This is a genomic window from Flavobacterium aciduliphilum, from assembly GCF_003268855.1.
Classification (GTDB): domain Bacteria; phylum Bacteroidota; class Bacteroidia; order Flavobacteriales; family Flavobacteriaceae; genus Flavobacterium; species Flavobacterium aciduliphilum.
In genome coordinates this window covers 18,463-39,920 of the sequence record NZ_QLSZ01000009.1, presented here as the reverse complement: position 1 = coordinate 39,920, position 21,458 = coordinate 18,463, and the positions used below count along the sequence as shown (strand labels likewise).

The 21,458-nt window shown below is 36.7% G+C and carries 22 protein-coding genes; 9 read left to right on the top strand and 13 right to left on the bottom strand.

Annotated elements, in window-relative coordinates; genetic code table 11:
* The first annotated feature begins 62 nt into the window (after positions 1-62).
* The 4 genes from CLV55_RS09880 (at position 63) to yajC (ending at position 2,897) form a co-directional block, all read left to right on the top strand.
* Positions 63-1,169 carry a Glu/Leu/Phe/Val family dehydrogenase gene (locus CLV55_RS09880; RefSeq protein WP_112113632.1) on the top strand — a complete coding sequence of 369 codons (1,107 nt, stop codon included), beginning with the start codon at positions 63-65 and terminating at the stop codon, positions 1,167-1,169.
* A gap of 125 nt (positions 1,170-1,294) precedes the next feature.
* Positions 1,295-2,203 (top strand): transcription antitermination factor NusB, encoded by a 909-nt coding sequence (gene nusB, locus CLV55_RS09875; protein WP_112113631.1) that lies wholly within the window; start codon positions 1,295-1,297, stop codon positions 2,201-2,203.
* A gap of 9 nt (positions 2,204-2,212) precedes the next feature.
* Complete coding sequence (locus tag CLV55_RS09870) at positions 2,213-2,617, top strand: DUF1573 domain-containing protein (RefSeq protein WP_245902709.1); 405 nt, start codon at positions 2,213-2,215, stop codon at positions 2,615-2,617.
* 4 nt (positions 2,618-2,621) lie between these two features.
* Entirely contained in the window at positions 2,622-2,897 is a 276-nt protein-coding gene (yajC, locus tag CLV55_RS09865; protein WP_112113630.1) for a preprotein translocase subunit YajC, read from the top strand.
* 43 nt (positions 2,898-2,940) lie between these two features.
* On the opposite strand, the gene CLV55_RS09860 is transcribed toward yajC, so the two are convergent.
* From CLV55_RS09860 to CLV55_RS09830, 7 genes are all read right to left on the bottom strand, one after another.
* Entirely contained in the window at positions 2,941-3,513 is a 573-nt protein-coding gene (locus CLV55_RS09860) for a YdeI/OmpD-associated family protein (protein WP_112113629.1), read from the bottom strand.
* Between the two features lie 253 nt (positions 3,514-3,766).
* On the bottom strand, positions 3,767-5,020 hold the full coding sequence (gene pepT, locus CLV55_RS09855; RefSeq protein WP_112113628.1) for a peptidase T: 1,254 nt from the start codon (positions 5,018-5,020) through the stop codon (positions 3,767-3,769).
* A 36-nt stretch (positions 5,021-5,056) separates the two neighbouring features.
* Positions 5,057-5,812, bottom strand: coding sequence for a triose-phosphate isomerase (tpiA, locus tag CLV55_RS09850; protein WP_112113627.1), 756 nt, complete (start codon positions 5,810-5,812; stop codon positions 5,057-5,059).
* Positions 5,812-6,315, bottom strand: coding sequence for a TlpA family protein disulfide reductase (locus tag CLV55_RS09845; RefSeq protein WP_112113626.1), 504 nt, complete (start codon positions 6,313-6,315; stop codon positions 5,812-5,814). Before CLV55_RS09845 ends, tpiA begins: the two co-directional genes overlap by 1 nt.
* A 238-nt stretch (positions 6,316-6,553) precedes the next feature.
* Positions 6,554-7,657: a MauE/DoxX family redox-associated membrane protein gene (locus CLV55_RS09840; RefSeq protein WP_112113625.1), complete on the bottom strand. Its 1,104-nt coding sequence runs from the start codon at positions 7,655-7,657 to the stop codon at positions 6,554-6,556.
* Positions 7,658-7,784: 127 nt separating this feature from the next.
* Positions 7,785-8,138: a four helix bundle protein gene (locus CLV55_RS09835; RefSeq protein WP_112113624.1), complete on the bottom strand. Its 354-nt coding sequence runs from the start codon at positions 8,136-8,138 to the stop codon at positions 7,785-7,787.
* A gap of 65 nt (positions 8,139-8,203) precedes the next feature.
* On the bottom strand, positions 8,204-8,743 hold the full coding sequence (locus tag CLV55_RS09830) for a DUF1599 domain-containing protein (protein WP_112113623.1): 540 nt from the start codon (positions 8,741-8,743) through the stop codon (positions 8,204-8,206).
* 177 nt (positions 8,744-8,920) lie between these two features.
* On the opposite strand from CLV55_RS09830, the gene folP reads away from it, so the two are divergent.
* Together folP and CLV55_RS09820 are read left to right on the top strand one after the other, a co-directional pair.
* Positions 8,921-9,745, top strand: coding sequence for a dihydropteroate synthase (folP, locus tag CLV55_RS09825; protein ID WP_112113722.1), 825 nt, complete (start codon positions 8,921-8,923; stop codon positions 9,743-9,745).
* Between the two features lies 1 nt (position 9,746).
* Positions 9,747-10,379: a hypothetical protein gene (locus CLV55_RS09820; RefSeq protein WP_112113622.1), complete on the top strand. Its 633-nt coding sequence runs from the start codon at positions 9,747-9,749 to the stop codon at positions 10,377-10,379.
* Positions 10,380-10,407: 28 nt separating this feature from the next.
* Here CLV55_RS09820 and rlmH read toward each other — a convergent pair whose 3' ends face one another.
* Entirely contained in the window at positions 10,408-10,881 is a 474-nt protein-coding gene (gene rlmH / locus CLV55_RS09815) for a 23S rRNA (pseudouridine(1915)-N(3))-methyltransferase RlmH (RefSeq protein ID WP_112113621.1), read from the bottom strand.
* Between the two features lie 111 nt (positions 10,882-10,992).
* Here rlmH and CLV55_RS09810 point away from each other — a divergent pair, with 111 nt between their 5' ends.
* The 3 genes from CLV55_RS09810 to guaB all read left to right on the top strand — a co-directional run bounded on the left by CLV55_RS09810 (position 10,993) and on the right by guaB (position 14,465).
* Positions 10,993-12,015: a quinone-dependent dihydroorotate dehydrogenase gene (locus CLV55_RS09810; RefSeq protein WP_112113620.1), complete on the top strand. Its 1,023-nt coding sequence runs from the start codon at positions 10,993-10,995 to the stop codon at positions 12,013-12,015.
* 44 nt (positions 12,016-12,059) lie between these two features.
* Positions 12,060-12,923, top strand: coding sequence for a hydroxymethylglutaryl-CoA lyase (locus CLV55_RS09805; protein ID WP_112113619.1), 864 nt, complete (start codon positions 12,060-12,062; stop codon positions 12,921-12,923).
* A gap of 69 nt (positions 12,924-12,992) precedes the next feature.
* Positions 12,993-14,465: an IMP dehydrogenase gene (gene guaB, locus CLV55_RS09800; RefSeq protein WP_112113618.1), complete on the top strand. Its 1,473-nt coding sequence runs from the start codon at positions 12,993-12,995 to the stop codon at positions 14,463-14,465.
* A gap of 71 nt (positions 14,466-14,536) precedes the next feature.
* Here the strand turns inward: guaB and CLV55_RS09795 are convergent, their stop codons facing one another.
* From CLV55_RS09795 to purB, 5 genes are all read right to left on the bottom strand, one after another.
* Positions 14,537-15,148: a hypothetical protein gene (locus CLV55_RS09795; RefSeq protein ID WP_112113617.1), complete on the bottom strand. Its 612-nt coding sequence runs from the start codon at positions 15,146-15,148 to the stop codon at positions 14,537-14,539.
* A 374-nt stretch (positions 15,149-15,522) separates the two neighbouring features.
* Positions 15,523-17,712 carry a DNA/RNA helicase domain-containing protein gene (locus CLV55_RS09790; RefSeq protein ID WP_112113616.1) on the bottom strand — a complete coding sequence of 730 codons (2,190 nt, stop codon included), beginning with the start codon at positions 17,710-17,712 and terminating at the stop codon, positions 15,523-15,525.
* Entirely contained in the window at positions 17,709-18,047 is a 339-nt protein-coding gene (locus tag CLV55_RS09785) for a nucleotide pyrophosphohydrolase (RefSeq protein WP_112113615.1), read from the bottom strand. Before CLV55_RS09785 ends, CLV55_RS09790 begins: the two co-directional genes overlap by 4 nt.
* 746 nt (positions 18,048-18,793) lie before the next feature.
* Complete coding sequence (locus tag CLV55_RS09780; protein ID WP_112113614.1) at positions 18,794-19,177, bottom strand: HU family DNA-binding protein; 384 nt, start codon at positions 19,175-19,177, stop codon at positions 18,794-18,796.
* 214 nt (positions 19,178-19,391) lie between these two features.
* The gene (gene purB, locus CLV55_RS09775) at positions 19,392-20,741 is read right to left on the bottom strand and encodes an adenylosuccinate lyase (protein ID WP_112113721.1); all 1,350 of its coding nucleotides are present in this window, start codon (positions 20,739-20,741) and stop codon (positions 19,392-19,394) included.
* Positions 20,742-21,458 lie beyond the last annotated feature (717 nt).

Genomic DNA, 21,458 nt, shown 5'->3' with positions numbered 1-21,458 from the left:
TTTGAATAATACCTTAATTTTGCTCGGACTTACTGATAAAGTCGCAACACAAAATTTAATTTATGACTTCAGAAATTACTACCGTTAAGGAACTTCAAAAAATGGATCCTGTATTTGGACAGCTTTCATTTGACAATCATGAACAAATTGTATTTTGCAACGACAAAGATACAGGATTAAGAGCAATTATTGGTATTCACAATTCGGTTTTAGGTCCAGCATTGGGGGGCACAAGAATGTGGAATTACGCTAACGAATGGGAAGCGCTTAACGATGTGTTGCGTTTATCGCGTGGAATGACCTACAAATCTGCTGTGGCTGGTTTGAATTTAGGCGGAGGTAAAGCAGTGATTATTGGCGATGCTAAAACTCAAAAAACACCGGAGTTGATGAGAAAATTCGGAGAATTTGTTCATTCATTATCTGGAAGATATATTACGGCTGAAGATGTAGGAATGGTCACCGCCGATATGGACACTGTGAGAGATGTAACCCCTTATGTAACTGGGATTTCAGAATCTCGTGGGGGGTCAGGTAATCCTTCTCCTGTTACCGCTTTTGGAGTATATATGGGAATGAAAGCTGCGACAAAATTCCAATTTGGTTCTGATAACTTGGAAGGAAAAAAAGTATTAGTGCAGGGGATTGGGCATGTAGGGGAAACTTTAGTAGATTATCTTGTGAAAGAAGGTGCTTTGGTTCAAATTACTGACATTAGCGAAACCCGCTTAGAAGAAGTAAGCCAAAAATATGGAGCTACAATTTTTAGAGGAGACGATTTATATGCAGCGCCAGTTGATATTTACGCTCCTTGTGCCTTAGGAGCAACAATTAATGATGAAACTGCCTACAAAATTCAAGCTAAAGTTATTGCTGGAGCAGCCAACAACCAATTGGCTAATGAGAATGTTCACGGACCCATTTTACAAGAACGAGGCATCGTTTATGCGCCTGATTTCTTGATCAATGCAGGGGGAATTATCAATGTATACGGAGAAATTGCTCACTATGACAAAGCGGAAGCAATGCGTAGAACGGAAAATATTTACAATACTACATTAGAAATTTTAGGCTATGCCAATGCCAACAATTTGACACCTCAAAAAGCAGCTATGGCAGTTGCCGAACAAAGAATAGAGCAAAGAAAAAAAGAAAATGCTACAAAATAAGGTAGTGTTTTATTAAAATTAATATAGTATTTTTGCAAAGCGAAAGAAACCCTCTTTCGCTTTGTTTTGGTTTAAATTTAAAGTTCTTATCCGTGCTAAATAGAAGACACATCAGAGTAAAAGTCATGCAAACCATCTATGCCATGTATCAAAGTGGGAATGACCAACTCGAAAAACAAGAAAAGTTTTTACAAGCTAGTATCGAAAATAGTCTCGATTTATATCTTTTAATGTTGTCTTCCTTGGTTGAAATTCGTAAAAAAGAAATAGAATACCTTGAGATTGCTCGAAAAAAACACCTAGCCACTCCCGAAGAACTCAATCCGAATAGACGTTTTATTGATAATCCTATACTGGTGGCTTTAGACGAGAGTAATGCTTTGAGTATAGCTCTCGAAAAGAGAAAGATAACGAATTGGCAAGCCAATGATGACACCATTTTGTTTATCTTACAAGACATCAAACAAAGCGAATTGTATCAAAAATACATGAGTAAGCCTAGTGTAACTTTTCAGGAAGAGCGTTTTTTTGTAGTGGATATGTTTTCTGAATTGATTGCTCCCAATGTAAAATTATACAGTTATTTGGAAGATTATAAATTAACATGGGTAGACGACATTCCAGTTGTGAACACGCATATCGTAAAACAGTTAAAAAAAATGACTGCGGCACCTGAATCACTTGCTGTGCCAGCCCTTTTTAAAGATGAAGAAGATAGGGATTTTGCTGTCGCTTTGTACCGAAAAACGGTATTGAACGACAAAGAGCTTACAAAGGAATTTATGGATAAGACGCCCAATTGGGATTTCGAGCGTATCGCCGAATTGGATGTTATTATATTAAAAATGGCGATATGTGAATTTTTAAAATTTCCATCGATTCCATTAAAAGTAACCATTAATGAGTATCTTGAACTCGCAAAAGAATATTCTACCCCAAAAAGTAGTATTTTTATAAACGGAATATTAGACAATTTAGTAAAAGAATTTCAAAACACAAATCGAATAAAAAAAGTTGGAAGAGGTTTAATGTAAAAAAAAAAAATGAACATAAAAAAAAATGTATTAGCACTCTTTGTAGCAACGGCACTTTACTCTTGTAAAGGAGACAGTACGTTCCCAGTGATGGATTTTGACGAAACCGAATATGACTTCGGTACTCTTACAGAAGGTCAGAAAGTATTAAAAGAGTTTACATTCACAAATTCGGGTAAAAGCGATTTGATTATCAGTAATGCACAAGGCTCATGCGGGTGCACGATTGGAGAATTTCCAAAGGAGCCTATCAAACCTAAAGAAAAAGGCGTGATAAAAGTGTCTTTCAACTCAACAGGAAAACACGGATTGCAAGAAAAATCAGTTTCGTTATATACGAATACTAAAAACAGAGTAGAATTACTTAAAATTCATGCTGATGTAATTCCAGCAACTAACCAAAAAAATAAGTAAAATTATGGGTCAATTAGGTTCCATGGGGTATATCCTCTTAATGTTTGCCGTGATGTATTTCTTTATGATTATGCCACAGCAGAAAAAAGCAAAAAAAGAAAAAGAATTTGAATCAAATTTAAAAGTAGGCGATAAAATTGTGACAAAAAGCGGCCTATATGGAAAAGTTTCTGAATTAGCCGAAACCACAGTAGTTATCGAAACTATGTCGGGCAAGCTAAAAATGGAACGCTCTGCTATTTCCTTGGAAATGAGTGCAGCTTTGAATAAGAAAGCGTAATTTAATTATAAATTCATATTTCGAATTCGTAATTCATAATGAGTTATCGGTATTGATCATGTAAACCAATGTTCTGTAAGACCATTGGTTTTATTTTTTCCATCCGGGAAACTTTCGTTTTTTCTTGTTTAGCCGAAGCAATATATTCTAAAAATTCTTTCTTTTTAGTGAGCGAAAATTTTTCAAATGCTGCTGCAAAAGCGACATCCTTTTGCAATTCGTGTGCAAAAAAGGCACATACCACAGCTTCTTTTTTTTGAGGTTTATGACTTATTCCTTTTACCTCATTGTCAATGGCTTCTTGTATATACTGTAGAATTAACGATTCATTGAGGGCTTCCTTCGATTGAAAGCGCCATTGTCTCAGGGCTTTGGTCTCATCTGTTGCCGCAATCAAGACACGTGCAGGATCTTTTAAAAAAACGCCATTCATAAACCAAATCCCAAAATAAGATTTAAACCCACCTATTCCCAAAATGTTTTTGTTGTGATAGGTATAGATTAAACCGCCCCATTTGTTCGTTTCTACCAATTCTGTTTTTGCTATGATGGCTTTAAGAACGTCCAGTTCATCAGCCCATTGGTTTATTTTATCCCAAGTATGTTTTTCTTCCATAAACGTCAATTGAGAGTTAAAGATAAAAAAAATCCACAAACCTCATACAAGGAAACTTGCAGATCGTGAAAAAAGTTGTTTTTAGGGGGTTGTTTTAGTTTAAAACGATTACTTTAAGCACATTTATCTTTCTGGTTCTAAAAAAAATGCCAAAAATTACACAAATTAATTGGTGCTAATTTATGTAATTTTTGGCAAATAAATAGTGCAGTCTTTAAGTCTGTCAACTAAACGTATTAAAGTCCAAAGAGGTTTATTTTTTAGAAAAATCGGTGGTAGCAGTGAGTTCCGCAATGCGAACAATCACATCGACGGCTTTTTGCATACTCTCTACGGGTACATATTCATATTTTCCATGGAAATTATGTCCCCCAGCAAAGATGTTCGGACACGGTAATCCCATATACGATAATCTCGAACCATCAGTACCCCCACGAATCGGTTTAATAATCGGTTCGATACCCAAATCACGCATCGCTTGCTCCGCTACATCCACAATAAACATCATAGGTTCTACTTTTTCACGCATGTTGTAGTATTGGTCTTTTACCTCGGCAATGCAAATGTCTTCTCCAAATTGTGCCGCAAATTTTGCATTGATTTTAGCTACAATATCCAATACTTTTTCTTTGCGTTTTTGGAACAAATTGGCATCATGATCGCGAATAATCAACTCTAATTTTGTCTCTTCGATGCTTCCGGTCAAACCTGTAACGTGGAAAAAGCCTTCATAATCAATTGTTTCTTGAGGAATCTCGTTTTTAGGTAATTCGTTAATAAATTCGTTTGCAATCAACATCGAATTGATCATTTTTCCTTTCGCATATCCTGGATGCACGCTTTTCCCTTTGAAAATGATTTTGGCACCGGCCGCATTGAAGTTTTCGTATTCCAATTCCCCAATCTGACTGCCGTCCATAGTATAAGCCCATTGAGCGCCAAATTTTTCCACATCGAAAATATCAGCCCCACGTCCAATTTCTTCGTCTGGCGTAAAGCCTACGCGAATTTTCCCGTGTTTGATTTCAGGATGTTGTACCAAATATTCCATGGCAGTAACGATTTCAGTCAATCCCGCTTTATCATCGGCACCCAAAAGGGTTAAACCGTTTGTCGTAATAAGCGTTTGCCCTTTATACAACAACAAGTCTTGAAAATAACTTGGTGATAACACAATATTATGTTCGGCGTTCAACATAATATCACCACCATCATAGTTGTGTACGATTTGTGGTTTTACATCTTTTCCAGTAAAATCGGGTGAAGTATCGTAATGCGAGACAAAACCAATTGTCGGTACCTCGTGGGCTACGTTACTAGGAAGCGTACCCATTACGTATCCATTTTCGTCGAGGGTCACTTCCGTTAATCCAATATTTTTTAATTCTTGCACCAACAAGTTCGCTAATACCCATTGTTTTTCAGTACTAGGTGTAGTAGGGGAGTTGGCATCCGATTCCGTATCAATCACGGCATAGCTTATAAAGCGGTCAATAATATGTTGCATGTAATTAAAGTATAGTAATAAGAAAATAAGTAAGGGTTAATTCATTCCATTTACAATAGCTACAAAGTCGCTAGCTTTGAGTGCGGCACCTCCAATTAACCCTCCGTCTACATCAGGTTTGCTAAAAATCTCTAGAGCATTGTCGGGTTTTACACTGCCTCCATACAAAATGGATACCGATTCGGCAACAGCATCACCATAGTGTTTACGAATAGTAGCTCTAATGAATTCGTGCATTTCTTGCGCTTGCTCTGGAGAGGCTGTTTCCCCAGTGCCTATAGCCCATACGGGTTCGTAAGCCAAGATGATGTTTTCCCATGCGTCAGCAGGAATATGAAACAACCCTTTATGCAATTGATGAGACACAACTTCAAAATGTTGATTGTTTTGACGGTCTTTCAATTCTTCTCCAAAACAGAAAATAACCTGCATGTGATGAGCTAAAGCTGTTGTTACTTTCAACGCCAACTGTGCATCAGTTTCGCCAAAGTATGCACGACGTTCGGAGTGACCAAGAATCACGGTATTCACCCCAATACTCTGCAACATATCTGCGGAGATTTCACCCGTGTAGGCCCCATGTTCGGCATGATGCATATTTTGTGCGGCAACAACAATATTTGTATGTTCTACAAATTGTGTAGCAGCTGCCAAATTAACAAAAGTAGGCGCTACGATAATTTGTGCCTCTACAGTGTGCGGTAAGGTTTCTATTAAGTCGTTTAGTAGAAGTCTAGTTTCTTGGGCATTTTTATTCATTTTCCAATTCCCAGCAACGATTTTTGTTCTCATTATTTCAAAGTGTTTAGAGTAGCATTAATTTTATCAAATTCAGTTTCAATGGCACGATACAATTCAATTTCGCCTTTTGCATTGATGATGATATATCGTGGAATCCAATCCAAATCTATAGATTTCCCAAAGGAGCCTTTCATGCCTTTTTCATCTTGAACCCAATAATGTTCGCCTTTCAGTTGGTGTTTTTCAATCCCAGCTTTCCATTTATCAAACGATTTGTCCATAGAAACAAACACATACACAACCTCAGGATGGGTGGCTTGCAATTCTTTTATTTTTGGCATAGCGCCCACACAATCCCCACACCAAGAGGCCCAAACTTCCATAAGAATGGTTTTTCCTTTGTATTTTTCTAAAATAGTTTTAAATGGAATTTCAGTTCCATTGAGGTCGACCAATTTTTCGGCATTGGTTTTTTTCGAAAAGGCTTTAGTCTGTGCATCAGTACACGAAATGGTACATACAGATAGAATAAGGAAAAGGGCTGCTTTTTTCAAAATGTATTGAGGTTATTTTACAGGAGTATGAAATCGGTTAATCCATTTGATGATAGAAACTAAGCAAACAAAAAGGATGAGTGCTCCTACTATTTTATACAACGGAAATTGAAATACAGTGACATTACTTTTCACAGTAAGACAAAAGAAACCAATTTTGCTAATCATGAGGTATATAAAAATGTAATACAACGCATTAGCTTTCTCCTTGAGTACTATTTTAATTCTGTTAAACAAATTATTTTTTTAATTCTGAATACGGTTTCTTAATATATTTTTCCAATTCGGCGCCATTAAATTTATTATCCTTAATGCCGTCATAGTATTTAATTTCGTTACCATTCCAAAAATATTTTACACCAGGCGTATCTCTATTTTTACCTAAGGTATTCCAAAAAGGAATGATTTCAATAATTTTATAAGGGTAAGTTGCCCCTGCTTCTTTAAAAAACTCCGGAATTAAAAAAGCTTCTTCATTCATAAAAATAACGTAAAGCGGCGGAAAAGAAGGATCTTTTTTTCGCATTTCCGTAAGCTCTTTTGCAGTAGCGCGACAATGCTCACACCCAGGAACAAAGTAACATAAGATTTTTTTGCCACTATCAATGTTTGGAAAATATTGTGCATTCCCAGAAGCTATTTTTTTAGGTTCAGCAACCACTGTTGTAGTTTTGCTTTTAAGCGTATCTTTAACCGAGGTTGTGGTTTCAGCAGTTGGAGGAGCCGTTTGTGTCGAATCAATTGTTGGAGTTGCATCCGATGGAGTAGATTCTATCATAGGCGAAACCGTAAAATTAGACGCGGGCGGTTGGATAGGGGCCAACATAAATATCCATAAGATACTGGCGAATAAAACGGTAGTCAACACCCAAAAATTTCCCTGTGGTTTGTGTTGTGGCAATAATTTGTACAAATACACCAAAAGTCCCACAGCCACCACATTTTTAATAATAGCTTGAATAGGAGTCATGGGCAACAATTCCCCAAAGCACCCGCAGTTTCCTGTAGAACCGCCATTCAAAAAAGTAACATACGTCAAATGACCAATAAAAACCAGTAACATTAATGTCGTAACAGGAATAATAAATTTTTTCAACCAATTTTTTTGGAGTAACAACAAGCCCAAGGCCAATTCAATACCGATTAACGTCCTTGAAAAAAAAGGGGCAAAGGTTTCCGAAAACCCCATCGGGTACAATTGTTTTACTTCAAAAGTAGAAATCGCAAAGTAAGGAGAATCTAATAAATGTCCCTTAGAGAGTTTAGCCAGCGCAGAAACTATAAATAAGGCCGACACAATAAGGCGTAAACTCCAAGCAGTTGCTGATTTTTTTGCATCCATAATGTTGTTTTTTTACAAATATAAAAAGGCTTTTTATTTTGAGGTGTTAATGAATTGTTATTGTATTGAAAGAGCAAAAAATAAATAATTTTCAATTTTTAAATTCTAAAAGTCAAACCTAAGAGTTCTATTTTGATTTTTCTAATATTGCAGAAAATATTTTTTTTAATTCATCCGCTTCTTGTATCAAAACTGCGTTTAATTTTTCAAATTCAGTTGAGTTTGTTGCTTTTATTATTTTGAGCCAAAAGGCACTTTCTTTTGATTCTTTTCTGCTTATTTTTATTCTGTAATTAAAATCTTTTTTACTCAAAGCTTCATTCGCTTCTATATAATTTGATCCTACTGAACCCGAAGATCTTACTAATTGTTTTCCATCTTCAGAATTAGAAATAGTTTTAGGAAGTTTTTTTAAGAACAATCTGCAGTCAATTGCAAATTGCAGTGTTCTTTCTTCTAAATCATATTTCTTCGATTCCATAGTTTAGAATTTTAAATTTTAAAAATTTGGAATTTATTTATTATTTGTCTTTTAAAATTTAGTATTTAAAATTTCTTCATCAATATCAACGCAAAAACCGAATAATTAATCATGTCTTGATAATTCGCATCAATCCCCTCAGAAACGAGAGTCTTTCCTTTATTGTCTTCGATTTGTTTTACACGAAGCAATTTTTGAAGAATCAAATCGGTCAAAGAACTGACACGCATTTCGCGCCATGCTTCTCCATAATCATGATTTTTAGCTTCCATCAACTGTTTGGTTAATGCAATTTTTTCGTCATACTGTTTGATAGCAGTTTCCGTATTCAAATCGGGTTGGTCTACCACACCCAATTCCAATTGAATCAACGCCATAATGCAATAATTAATAATGCCAATAAATTCACCCGTTTCATCTTCGTCAATTTTACGAACCTCATTTTCTTGTAAACTTCTAATGCGTTGTGCTTTAATAAAGATTTGGTCGGTCAAAGAAGGAAGTCTTAAAATGCGCCAGGCACTCCCATAATCGGTCATTTTTTTTTGAAATAAATCGCGGCAATAGGCAATTACTTTATCATATTCTTGAGACGTGTTTTTCATGACTGCTTCCTTTGTATACTGGTTTTGGACTAATAATTTTCAAAAGTAAAAAATATTTATCGGAAAGCCGAAGGAAGCGCTACGATTTTTTTTGTTTTTTGTGATTAAATGATACATTTGCTAAAGAAAAAACGCGCTAAGAATAGCCGTAATTCTATAACAAAAAGCAGGTTCAACATGACACTCAATTGCCGTGGTACGCTCATCGATATCACTACTCCAAAAGTGATGGGGATTCTCAACATCACACCCAATTCTTTCTATGATGGCGGGGTATATGCCAATGAACTTGCGATTCTCAATCGCGCAGAGGAGCTGCTACTAGAAGGCGCTACGTTTATCGATTTGGGGGCCTATTCTAGCAAACCCAATGCAGAATTTGTCTCTGAAGAGGAAGAACTTCATAGAATAGTCCCTATAGTAAAAGCCATCGTAAAGCACTTTCCAGAGGCCTTACTCTCCATTGATACGTTTAGAAGCCAAGTAGCCGAACGTTGTTTGGAACTCGGAGCGGCTCTGATTAACGACATAGCCGCAGGGATGTTAGATGAACAAATGCTGCCCACTGTGGCAAAATGGCAAGTGCCCTACATCATGATGCACATGCGAGGAACACCCAATACCATGCAGCAAAATGTTGATTATGACAATTTGGTAAAAGATATTTTGTTCTACTTTTCTCAACGAATTGCTCTTGCCAAAAGTTTTGGCATCAACGATATCGTCATTGACCCCGGATTTGGTTTTGCCAAAACCACGGCTCAAAATTTTGAACTCCTTGAAAAAATGGAACTTCTGAAAAATATCGAATTACCTATATTAGTAGGACTGTCCCGAAAATCAATGATATATAAAACCTTAGAAACGACTCCCGCCGAGGCTCTCAACGGAACCACGTTTCTTCACGCGTTTGCCTTACAAAAAGGCGCCAACATCTTGAGAGTTCACGATGTAAAAGAAGCTATAGAATGTATAACATTATTCCAAAACGTACAACCCTAACATGAAAAAAAGGATTGCCGTGATGCTACTCATCACACTAAGTGCTTGCCAAGGAAACAAAGAAGTTAAATTACCCGATGCAACCCTAACGGTTGTGGCCGATGTGCAAAATCATTCGCCAGTGTACATCTTTTTTGCAAAACAAGAAAAAGACACCCTGGCAGAAGTCAACAGAAACAACACCATAAGCAATACCAATTGGATTTTTAATATAGACAAACGCCTTCCTCTTCGATTGGTGATTCCCGAGATTGTCAAACTCCAAACCAAAAAAGAAACCAGCATTCACAAAAGTGAAGAAACCGAAAACTATTTCGCCTATGCCAACACGGTTAAGAAAACCATGGCATTTTTACCCTTTACGAAGGTGAACTACATTCAATCAAAGCCTAAACAAGGCATTGCTATAAGCTTTGCCAAAGACAACACCCTTTGGATTAATGATGCGTCTGTATCGCAAGACCAACTCATGGAATACCTTACTAAAATGCCAAAAGAAAAACAATACGAATATGTATTTTGTTTTGAAAAAGAAATGAATTTCAACCAGTATTTTAACGACGAGCTTTTTATAAATTCTTTAAAAAAGAAATTCCCAACAACACATTTCAATAAAAACGAGTTTGTGTATTAGGACATTTCAAAACTCTAAAACAAAAGCGTTACTGATGATGATAGGGTTCATTTCGTAAAATGGTAAACCCACGATACAGTTGTTCAATCACAAAAAGACGCACCATTTGGTGAGAAAACGTCATTGACGAAAGCGATACTTTGCCTTGAGCCTTTTTATAGACCGCTTCACTAAAACCGTATGGCCCACCAATAACAAATACCAAGGTTTTAATACCAGCATTCATTTTCTTTTGTAGGTAATCAGCAAACCCGATACTAGAATACGTGGCTCCATTTTCGTCCAACAAAATCATCTGATCTGTGGCAGAAAGCTTTGAAAGAATCAATTCGCCCTCCTTTTCTTTTTGCTGTACTTCCGATAAGTTTTTTACATTTTTGATATCAGGAATAAGTTCCAAATCAAATTTGATGTAAAAAGACAACCGTTTAGTATAGTCGTCAATCAGCGTTTGTAAGGCTTTATCGTCGGTTTTGCCAATGGCAAGCAGTCTAATATTCATAATTTCGAAAAGTATAGCCGTGCAAAACTACAAATTGATTTTTATTTTTTCTCATCATCTACTGGCAACTCCAAAGTATTTTCTATTTTTGTCACACACAACTACACCATCATGTACACACAACTACTACGTCCCCTTCTTTTTAGGTTTGACCCTGAAAAAGTGCATCATTTTACGTTTAAAGCCATTCGGTGGTTCTTTAAAATTCCAGGAATTTCCTCACTCGTTAAAGCGAATTACGTTGTGCGAGACCCAAAGTTAGAAACCAACGTATTCGGAATCACATTTCCCAATCCCGTAGGGTTGGCAGCAGGATTTGATAAAGACGCCAAGTTGTTTCAAGAACTGTCATCTTTTGGTTTCGGATTTATTGAAATCGGAACCCTAACGCCCATCGGACAGGACGGAAATCCCAAAAAAAGACTATTCCGCTTGCCCAAGGATGCCGCAATCATCAATCGAATGGGGTTTAATAATGGTGGGGTAGCCGAAGCAGTTTCCCGTTTAAAGAAAAATAAAGGCGTCATTATTGGTGGAAATATCGGAAAAAATAAAAACACGCCAAACGAAGAGGCCAAACACGATTATGAAACATGTTTTGAAGCCCTTTTCGATGATGTCGATTATTTTGTAGTGAATGTCAGTTCGCCCAACACACCCAATTTACGCGAATTGCAAGACAAAAAGCCGTTGACCGCACTTTTATCCAGACTGCAACAAAAGAATGGTCAGCACAAATCGCCTAAGCCTATTCTTTTGAAAATTGCCCCCGATTTGACAGATTCGCAACTGTTGGATATTATAGATATTGTAAAAGAAACACAAATCGCAGGAGTCATCGCCACCAATACGACACTATCCCGAGAAGGCTTACAATCGGAAAATAAAGTAGAGGCTGGCGGATTATCAGGTAAACCGCTAACCAATAGGAGTACTGAAGTCATTCGCTTCTTGTCTGAAAAAAGCAACAAAGCCTTTCCAATTATTGGAGTAGGAGGCATCCATTCGGTACAAGACGCCCTTGATAAATTAGATGCTGGAGCCAGTGTTGTGCAACTCTACACAGGGTTTATTTATGAAGGCCCCAAACTGGTAAAAGCCATCAACCAAGCCATTTTAAAAAAACGGTCGTAAAAATTTCGTTACGAAATCGTTTTCTTTTTTATCTTTGGCGTCAAATGGAAGAAGTCAAAATCATAGAATGTCCCCGCGATGCCATGCAAGGCATCAAGACGTTTATCCCCACCGAGCGTAAAGTAAGCTACATTCAAGCCTTGCTACGTGTGGGCTTTGACACTATTGATTTTGGTAGTTTTGTATCCCCCAAAGCCATTCCGCAAATGGCCGATACGGCTGAGGTCTTGGCACAACTCGATTTGTCGCAAACCAATAGCAAATTACTCGCCATCATTGCCAATACACAAGGAGCTCATTTGGCGTCTGTCCATCAAGAAATACAATACCTTGGATTCCCTTTTTCTATTTCTGAAAATTTTCAAATGCGCAACACCCATAAAACCATAGCCGAAAGTTTGGTCACGCTGCAAGAAATTTTAGAAATTGCCGATAAATCCAACAAAGAAGTGGTCACTTACATTTCTATGGGATTTGGAAATCCGTATGGAGATCCTTGGGATGTAGCGATTGTAGGAGAGTGGACCGAAAAATTAACAGCTATGGGCGTAAAAATCCTATCCCTTTCTGATACCATAGGAAGCTCAACACCAGAAGTAATTGACTATTTATTTTCCCATTTGATTCCAAAATACCCCAAGGTAGAGTTTGGAGCGCATTTGCACACCACTCCCGACAAATGGTTTGAAAAAGTAGCCGCAGCCTATCAGGCGGGTTGTCGTCGTTTTGATGGCGCCATTCAAGGATTTGGCGGATGCCCCATGGCAAAAGACGACCTCACAGGAAACATGCCTACAGAAAAAATGCTTTCCTACTTTACACAACAAAAAGCCAACACAGGCACAAGTCCCATGAGTTTTGAAAGCGCCTATAACGTAGCTTCTAGACTGTTTGGAGAGTTTCACTAGTCTATAAACAAACTTCAAATATTTTCACTACATTTGCTTGCAATTTAACTACAACAACTAAATTGCATCATGAAACCACACACTACTAAGATCGTAGGGGAAGGACTCACCTACGACGACGTTTTACTCATTCCAAATTATTCAGAAGTTTTACCACGAGAAGTCAGCATTCAATCGAAGCTCTCTCGAAACATCACCCTGAATGCCCCCATCGTATCAGCAGCAATGGACACGGTTACCGAAAGCGCTATGGCAATCGCAATGGCACAAGAAGGCGGAATAGGAGTATTGCACAAAAACATGACTATCGAACAACAAGCAGCCAAAGTACGTAAAGTAAAACGTGCCGAAGCAGGCATGATTTTAGACCCCGTGACACTTCCCCTTTCAGCCACTGTGGGCGACGCCAAGCAAGTCATGAAAGAATTTGGAATAGGCGGAATTCCAGTAGTCGATGTAGAAGGTATATTAAAAGGCATTGTCACCAATCGAGATTTACGTTTTGAAAAACGGAATACTCGTGCGATTACAGAGGTCATGACTTCCGAAAATCTCATTACTGCTGCCGTGGGAACCACCTTGCAAGAAGCGGAAGGAATCTTACAACAAAACAAAATAGAAAAACTCCCCGTTGTGGAACACAACAATAAGCTGGTGGGATTAATCACGTTCAGAGACATCACAAAATTAGCACAAAAACCGATGGCCAACAAAGACCAATTCGGGCGGTTGCGTGTGGCAGCTGCACTTGGAGTTACTGCCGATGCTCTCCAACGCGCCACAGCACTAGTTCATGCCGGAGTCGATGCGGTAGTGATAGATACCGCACACGGACATTCCAAAGGAGTGGTAGCCGTGTTACAGCAAATCAAAGCCAACTTCCCAACCCTCGATGTCATCGTTGGGAATATCGCTACTGCTGATGCGGCTTTATTTTTAGCCGCTCAAGGGGCCGATGGCGTCAAAGTAGGGATCGGACCTGGGTCTATATGCACCACACGTGTAGTAGCAGGCGTGGGCTTCCCACAATTTTCAGCGGTACTCGAAGTAGCCACAGCATTAAAAGGCACAGGCATTCCTGTTATTGCCGATGGTGGCATTCGGTATACAGGCGATATTCCTAAAGCTATTGCCGCAGGCGCCGATTGTGTCATGCTAGGGTCATTATTAGCTGGAACCAAAGAATCACCTGGAGAAACCATCATCTTTGAAGGACGAAAATTTAAATCCTATCGCGGAATGGGGTCAGTAGAAGCCATGCAAGAAGGTTCAAAAGACCGTTATTTCCAAGATGTTGAAGACGATATCAAAAAATTAGTCCCAGAAGGTATTGTAGGACGTGTACCCTATAAAGGCGAACTCAACGAGAGTATGCAACAATTCATCGGCGGACTCCGAGCAGGAATGGGCTATTGCGGAGCCAAAGACATCCCTACCTTGCAAGACACAGGACGCTTTGTACGCATCACCACCAGTGGCATTGGCGAGAGCCACCCCCACAACGTGACCATTACTAAAGAAGCACCTAATTATTCAAGATAATTTCCCCCCCCTCCCTCGAAGGTTTTTCCCCCTTCGAGGGTTTCATACCCTTCGAGGGTTAAGGGTTAAAATCATTCTATTATCAAATTTAAAATTTCATTTACATGGTGTTCTTGACCATGATAAGATATAAAATCCTCTTTACTACCATAAAAACCCAATACATCATGTCTTTTCAGTAGCGTTGGTTTTTCTGTTACCATCGATTCATAGGAAGACCAAGGATAGCACCCCATTTGTTTTACAAATCCATGATGCACCGGATTATTATGAATATAATAAATAAGTTTTCGGAAATAATCCTCAGTTGTAACAAGCTTTCGTTGAAAGTTTCGTCCAAACAAACACCCAGTTCGCTTATATCTTTTGTTGATGGCCTGAGTGTAGGCATTAAATAAATGCGAAAACTGACGGTAAGGCTCAATAACTTTTGGCTTTTCAATGGTGGAGTAGGAGAGTTCATTTTCATTAATTTCAGTTTTATCTTTAATTCTAACCAAAACATGAAAATGATTTTTCATCAAGCACCAAGCATACGTATCCGCAATAGGCTCAATATATTTAGCATACAAACGAAGAAAGTGATAGTAATTTTCAGGTTCTAAAAAAATGTCAGTACCATTAGTACCTCTGTTGTAGATATGGTAATAATTACCATGTAGAAGAGCAACTTTTTGTTCCATGAGCTATAGGCGTATAAAAAAATTAATAGTACAACCCTTTCGGGTTAATAGTTAAATAGGCTTTAAAGAGTACAAATTTAATAAAATTACAATAGCAGCCAACTTTGGCTTACTATTTTTTATTTATCCCCACCTTAACCCCTAACCCTCGAAGGGTTAAAAACCCTTCGAGGGTTAGGGGTTAAGGGTTAATAATTATTTTTTCCAACCCTCGTTTCGCAATCTCCTTTCAGTATTTCCTTACGAACTAAATCAACGAGAAATGATTCGCACAATAGCGGTAGTTATGGCTTTTATAAATTCGTTTAATATCATTTAGTTGATTTTATTATATTTCCTATTATGTAGTTTTTACTCTAATGTGCTAATTTTTTTTAGACTAAAACACACTCAAACAATCCAATAACTTTTAAATCAACCAATTCATCTTTACTTAATTCAATATCAGAAAATTCTATATTATGAGATAATGGTTTTAGCACAATTGATGAATGACTCCATGATTCATTTTCTATATTCTTCTTGCTTCTGTATTCTTTTATAGTGTAACCAGAACCAAAATCAGCATCCTGTATATTACTATGTTCAACTAATACAATTTTACCATCTCTAGATCCTCCTGAATATTTTCTAAATAAACAGATTGAACCATTCGGTATAATTTTATTCATTGATTCACCAACTACTTTACAAGCGAACAAATCGGTTGACGGTTTGTATCTTTTTGGTAATGCAATCCAATCACAATCTTGAGCCGTTTGTAATTCACTGAATTCACCTGCAGCCACTTTTATATCAAACAAAGGAATACTATTAACATAAGGTATGACTTCGTTTTGAGGCAAAATGGTTATTGTTTTTTCTTCTTTGTTTTTTTGTATAAATTGAGAAAGGTATTCTCTTAAATTTTTATCACAAGCATAAACATAGGTTCCTTTGATACCTCTAAGCATAATGGTTTTATATATGTTTATGATGAAATCTTTTAATTCTTCAGGATCATTAATGGATTGCTTTCCATTTTTATCAAAATAGTTTTCTTTGATGATAACTATTTCATTTTTTGTTTTGTCATAAGTAATTTCATTCCCAAAAATAATTCCTGTATAATTCAAATCATAACCCTGAGTAGTATGTATGCATCCGACTTCATTAACTGAGTTTGGAGAGTTTACCCAATCATTTGCAACGCTGTTCCATTTCAATTCAACATCATCAATTACTATATCATAAAGCTCTTTGTTTTTGTTAGAAATCCATGGCCAAGAATAACCTGCTACTAATCGTGAAAGTCCATTTTCTTTATCTCTTAATTTAATTTCGCTTACTAATTCTTCAATTGAATCGAAGAGTAAAAACTCGTATTCTTTGGAATTAAAGATTTTTGAGTTAGCATCTAAATTACAATTTAAAAGATTATTTATGTATTGGACATAATCATTTCCACCTCGAACTCTAAATTGGGATTTTAAATATTCAATTTTAGTTAATGGATTAGTCTTCAATTTATCAAAATCCTCTTTTTTAGTATCGGAGGGTTTTATTGATTGATTTTCGTCATAAAACAAAATAGAAGATTCTGATTGTTTAACAATCCAATCTAACTCACTACAATTCATTTTGTCTAATCCCAATTTATTACATGCAGTATCAAAAGCACCATAATATGCTCCCAAATTAACTCGACGTCTCAATCTGTGAGACTCATCAACTACAAGAATATCAAAAGTAGAATTAGAAACTTCTGCAGGTCCAATAACCATATTGGCATTTAATCCTTTAATATTTTTGAATACTTTTTTTAAGGTATTTCTAAATGATGACATTGGAACTACTAATGCCATTTTTGGGTTTGGATATTTTTCTTTTAATTCATAAACAATTTGCATAAATTCTAATTCATCATTTCCAAACTCTTCAAAATTAAAATCCTCATTATTCGTGTTTAATAATTTGAATAAAAATATTGCTAAAATAGTTTTACCAGTTCCCGCACCACCTTCTACAATAATGTTTTTAAATGTATTGTCTAAAAGGTTTTTCATAATAACCAATAGCCCATTTTTTTGCTCTGAAGTTAAAGTTTTATAAGGCGAATATTTAAATAAATCGGAATTATCGATAAAATCAATGGGATGTTTTGCAATACCCTCAGCTCTCAAATTATCCCAAATCGATTTGAAAATATCCCAATAAAGCTCTTTTTTTTGATAATAATTGTGATTGGCTAATCCTACATTACCATTGATTAATTTAAATTGTCCATCACCTGAAATATATTTTATTAAATTAGATTCAATATCAAGTGTAGCAGATTTGTTAAACTTTTCACTCATAATTAAATGTAGTGCAGTAAGTTTATTTTTTTTATTGTTTTTCAAATGGCTTGTCATCCTTGCATAGGCATCCGTTGTTTCTCCGACATAAGCTTCTTTATTAACATCATCACTTATTATATAAACTATAGGCCAAAAATCTTTTGCATAATGAATATTATGAAATTCATTGAACAAATTATAATCGAAATCAAATCTTTCAATTGAAAATAAAGGATTTAATTTCATAATTCATTATATTTTTTTGCAGTTCCTTTAGATTTGTCTATGGGATATTTTTCACCATTTCTTTTTACTTTATCTAAAACTATTTGAAAAATATCAAGGTTGTGTTTTTCAGCTAATAAAAATGAATACGCAAAAATATCAGCTAATTCTTCTTTTATTTTATCAGGATTAACATTTTCAACTTCATTGTCTTTTTTCCATAAAAAAATTTCATTGAGTTCAGCTGATTCAATAGATATTGCTAGTGCTAAATTCTTTGAGTCGTGAAATTGTTGCCAATCTCTTTCATCTCTGAATTTTATAAGTTCTTTAATAACCTCTTTATATTTTTCCATTGGAATTTATTTTATTCCCAAACTTACCAATAAATCCCCACACAAAAAAATATTTTCTATATGAAAACCTATCAATAGATTAAAATTTTTACTCTCACAAAGCAACCCTTTATTTTTGACAAAAAAATCCCTAGTAATAGGTATTTTTTTAGAAAAGTAGAAAGACGCTTTTGGAGTTTATATTTTTTTTTTTAAAGAGTGATTTGGTTTGTGTTATGTTGGAAATCAGGAAATTCCATAAAGCATAGGGTTTAAAATCTAGGAGTGTAAAAATTTTAATGATTCATCAATAAATTATTGACAGATATAAAAATAAGTTCTATATTTACACCACAATTCGATACGAATAGCGGGAACTATTCGAGGCTTTCGAACATCTAAATTTGCTCAAAAAGACGGGTTACTAGCTGCTTTTTTTGAGCTTTTTTATGTTTTTTTGTGAATAAAATGCTAGATATTAACTCTTTTTGGATTCAAAATAGGAGCTAAAACAGCTCTTTTTTGTTCATATTGTGTACTAAAAAACGGTTTTAAAGGTTCTTTTTTGCTTCAGGAGGGGTTTTAAAATTTTTCCCGACGAGTTTTTCAACCCATCAGGACGAGTTTTTCAGTTCGTCAGGACGAACCAAAAGTTTCATCAGGACGAATTGACGAAAATTTTCGTGAAAAATAGATAAAAAAAGCCCCGAATGCGGGAACATTCGAGGCTTTCGGACATGTAAAAATGCTCTACATGGTGCGGGTTACTAGCTCGCTTTGTGGTACGATAAATTACTAAGTAATTTGCGTAGTTTTTTTCCAGGACGGAAAATAATTCTGCTTTTAGTAATGTCGGTTGCCGTAACCTCCTCTGGAGTTACTTTGCCTTCAGAACTAATACTTACTTGGAAATTACCCAAGCTACCCAACTTAACAATTCTCCCTTGGTTAAGCTCACTGATGATGTTGTGTTCCAACGATCTCAATACCGCATAACAGTCGGTGTCTGTTAACGTACTTTGATAGGAAATCATCTCCGCGAGTGCTTCCATATCGGTTTCACCGTTGCCTATTGCAGCGGCATAAAATTTTTCAGGGGCAACCATGTCCTGAGGGTTTTTTCTCGGTTGCGTCTTAAATTTAATGGCCATGATGTTATGGTACTAAATGAATAAAATAAATTTTAGCTAAGTACACTGCCAATGAGTGCCTTACTGCTTTTACAAATATAAAACAGGTTTTGTAAAATTAAAAGGGTATTTTATTCACAAAACGGCCGAGTTTTTAACATTTTAAAAAGGCTAAAAACGCTCTAATTTTGTTTTTAAAACACAGATATACAGGTTTTTATGGTTTTATAAACCACTAAAAATTGACTCCCAAATAGTTTTGCGGCGTCAACTGCAACAACTCCGCTTTCACCGTTTCAGAAACCGCAAGGGTCTCAACAAACGCATGTATCGAAGCTTTAGTAATCGAAGTATGAGTACGAGTTAAATCTTTCAACGCCTCATAAGGATTCGGATACCCTTCTCGACGTAAAATAGTTTGTATCGCTTCGGCCACCACAGCCCAGTTCTGTTCCAAATCGGCAGCCAATTGCGCTTCGTTCAATACCAATTTCTGCAACCCTTTCAGCGTGGCGTCAAACCCAATGAGCGTATGTCCCAAAGGAACCCCAATATTGCGCAAAACTGTACTATCGGTCAAATCCCGTTGCAATCTCGAAATCGGCAATTTGGCAGCCAAATGTTCAAAAAGAGCATTTGCAATACCCAAATTCCCCTCCGAGTTCTCAAAGTCAATCGGGTTTACTTTATGCGGCATCGCCGAGGAACCAACCTCTCCAGGTTTAATCTTTTGTTTAAAATAATCCAGAGAAACATACGTCCACACATCACGATCCAAATCAATTAGAATGGTATTAATGCGCTTTAAGGCATCAAAAAAAGCAGCAAAATGGTCATAATGCTCAATTTGCGTGGTAGGAAACGAATGGTGCAACCCCAAAACACCTTCCACAAAGTCAGTACCAAATTGTTTCCAAGCTACAGTAGGGTAGGCCACATGGTGCGCATTATAATTGCCCGTTGCCCCGCCAAATTTAGCCGCAAACGGCACCTGAAACAACAAACGCAATTGCGCTTCCAAACGTTCTACAAACACCAAAAACTCTTTCCCCAAGCGGGTAGGAGAGGCCGGTTGTCCATGCGTGCGTGCCAACATAGGCACATTAGCCCAAGCCACAGCCAGTTCCTTTAAAGCCGCAATTACTGCAATCAAACGAGGAACATACACCGTTTCAAAAGCCTCCTTTGTGGCCAACGGAATCGCAGTATTGTTAATATCTTGAGAGGTCAATCCAAAGTGGATAAACTCTTTATAGGCATTTAACCCCAAGGCATCAAACTTACTTTTAATAAAATACTCCACCGCCTTTACATCGTGGTTCGTCGTCCGTTCCGTTTCCTTAATCCACAACGCATCTGCGGTACTAAACTCCAAATAGAGCTTTCGCAAATCCCCAAACACCAAGGGATTCACCCCCGAGAGTTGCGGCAATGGAAGTTCACAAAGCGCAATAAAATATTCCACCTCCACCAGAACACGGTATTTTATGAGCGCTTCCTCAGAAAAGAACTTTGATAAAGAAACAGTTTTGTTACGATACCTCCCATCAATAGGAGAAATGGCATTTAATTCAGTTAGAGACATGCTGTTGTGTTGTTTAATCTGAATACATTCAGAGCGTTGTTGTTTTAAAAACGCAAATTTAAACAAACCTTTTTAGAAAATAGAAAATAGGGAATAGAAAATAGGGAATTAGGGAATAGTGAATAGGGGATAGTGAATAGGGAATAGGGAATAGGGAATAGGGAATAGGGAATAGGGAATAGGGAATAGGGAATAGGGAGTAGTGAATAGTGAATAGTGAATAGTGAATAGGGAATTAGGAATCGATGGTTAGATTGTTGGATAGTTAGATAATTGGATTCTTTTCAATCTTAGAACCTTAGAACCTTAGTATCTCAGAACCCCAGAACCTCAGAACCTTAGAGCCTTAGAGCCTTAGTATCTCAGAACCCCAGAACCTCAGAACCTCAGAACCTCAGAGCCTTAGTATCTCAGTATCTTATAACCTTATAACCCTTTTAAACCCTTAAACTCTTTAACCCCTTAAACCTTTAAAAAACCACATAGAATCATAGTTTTAATAGTTTTTATTTTAAGGCATTACACTTTAGATAGACTACATAGTGCTTTCTACTTGACGAACTGCTCACTCCAACCTCAGAACCTCAGAACCTTAGTATCTCAGTATCTTATAACCTCATAACCTTATAAACCTTATAACCCTTTTAAACCCTTAAACTCTTAAACCCTCAACCCCCCCCTCCAAATAAATCCCAATCAAAATTCTTATTTTTGCCA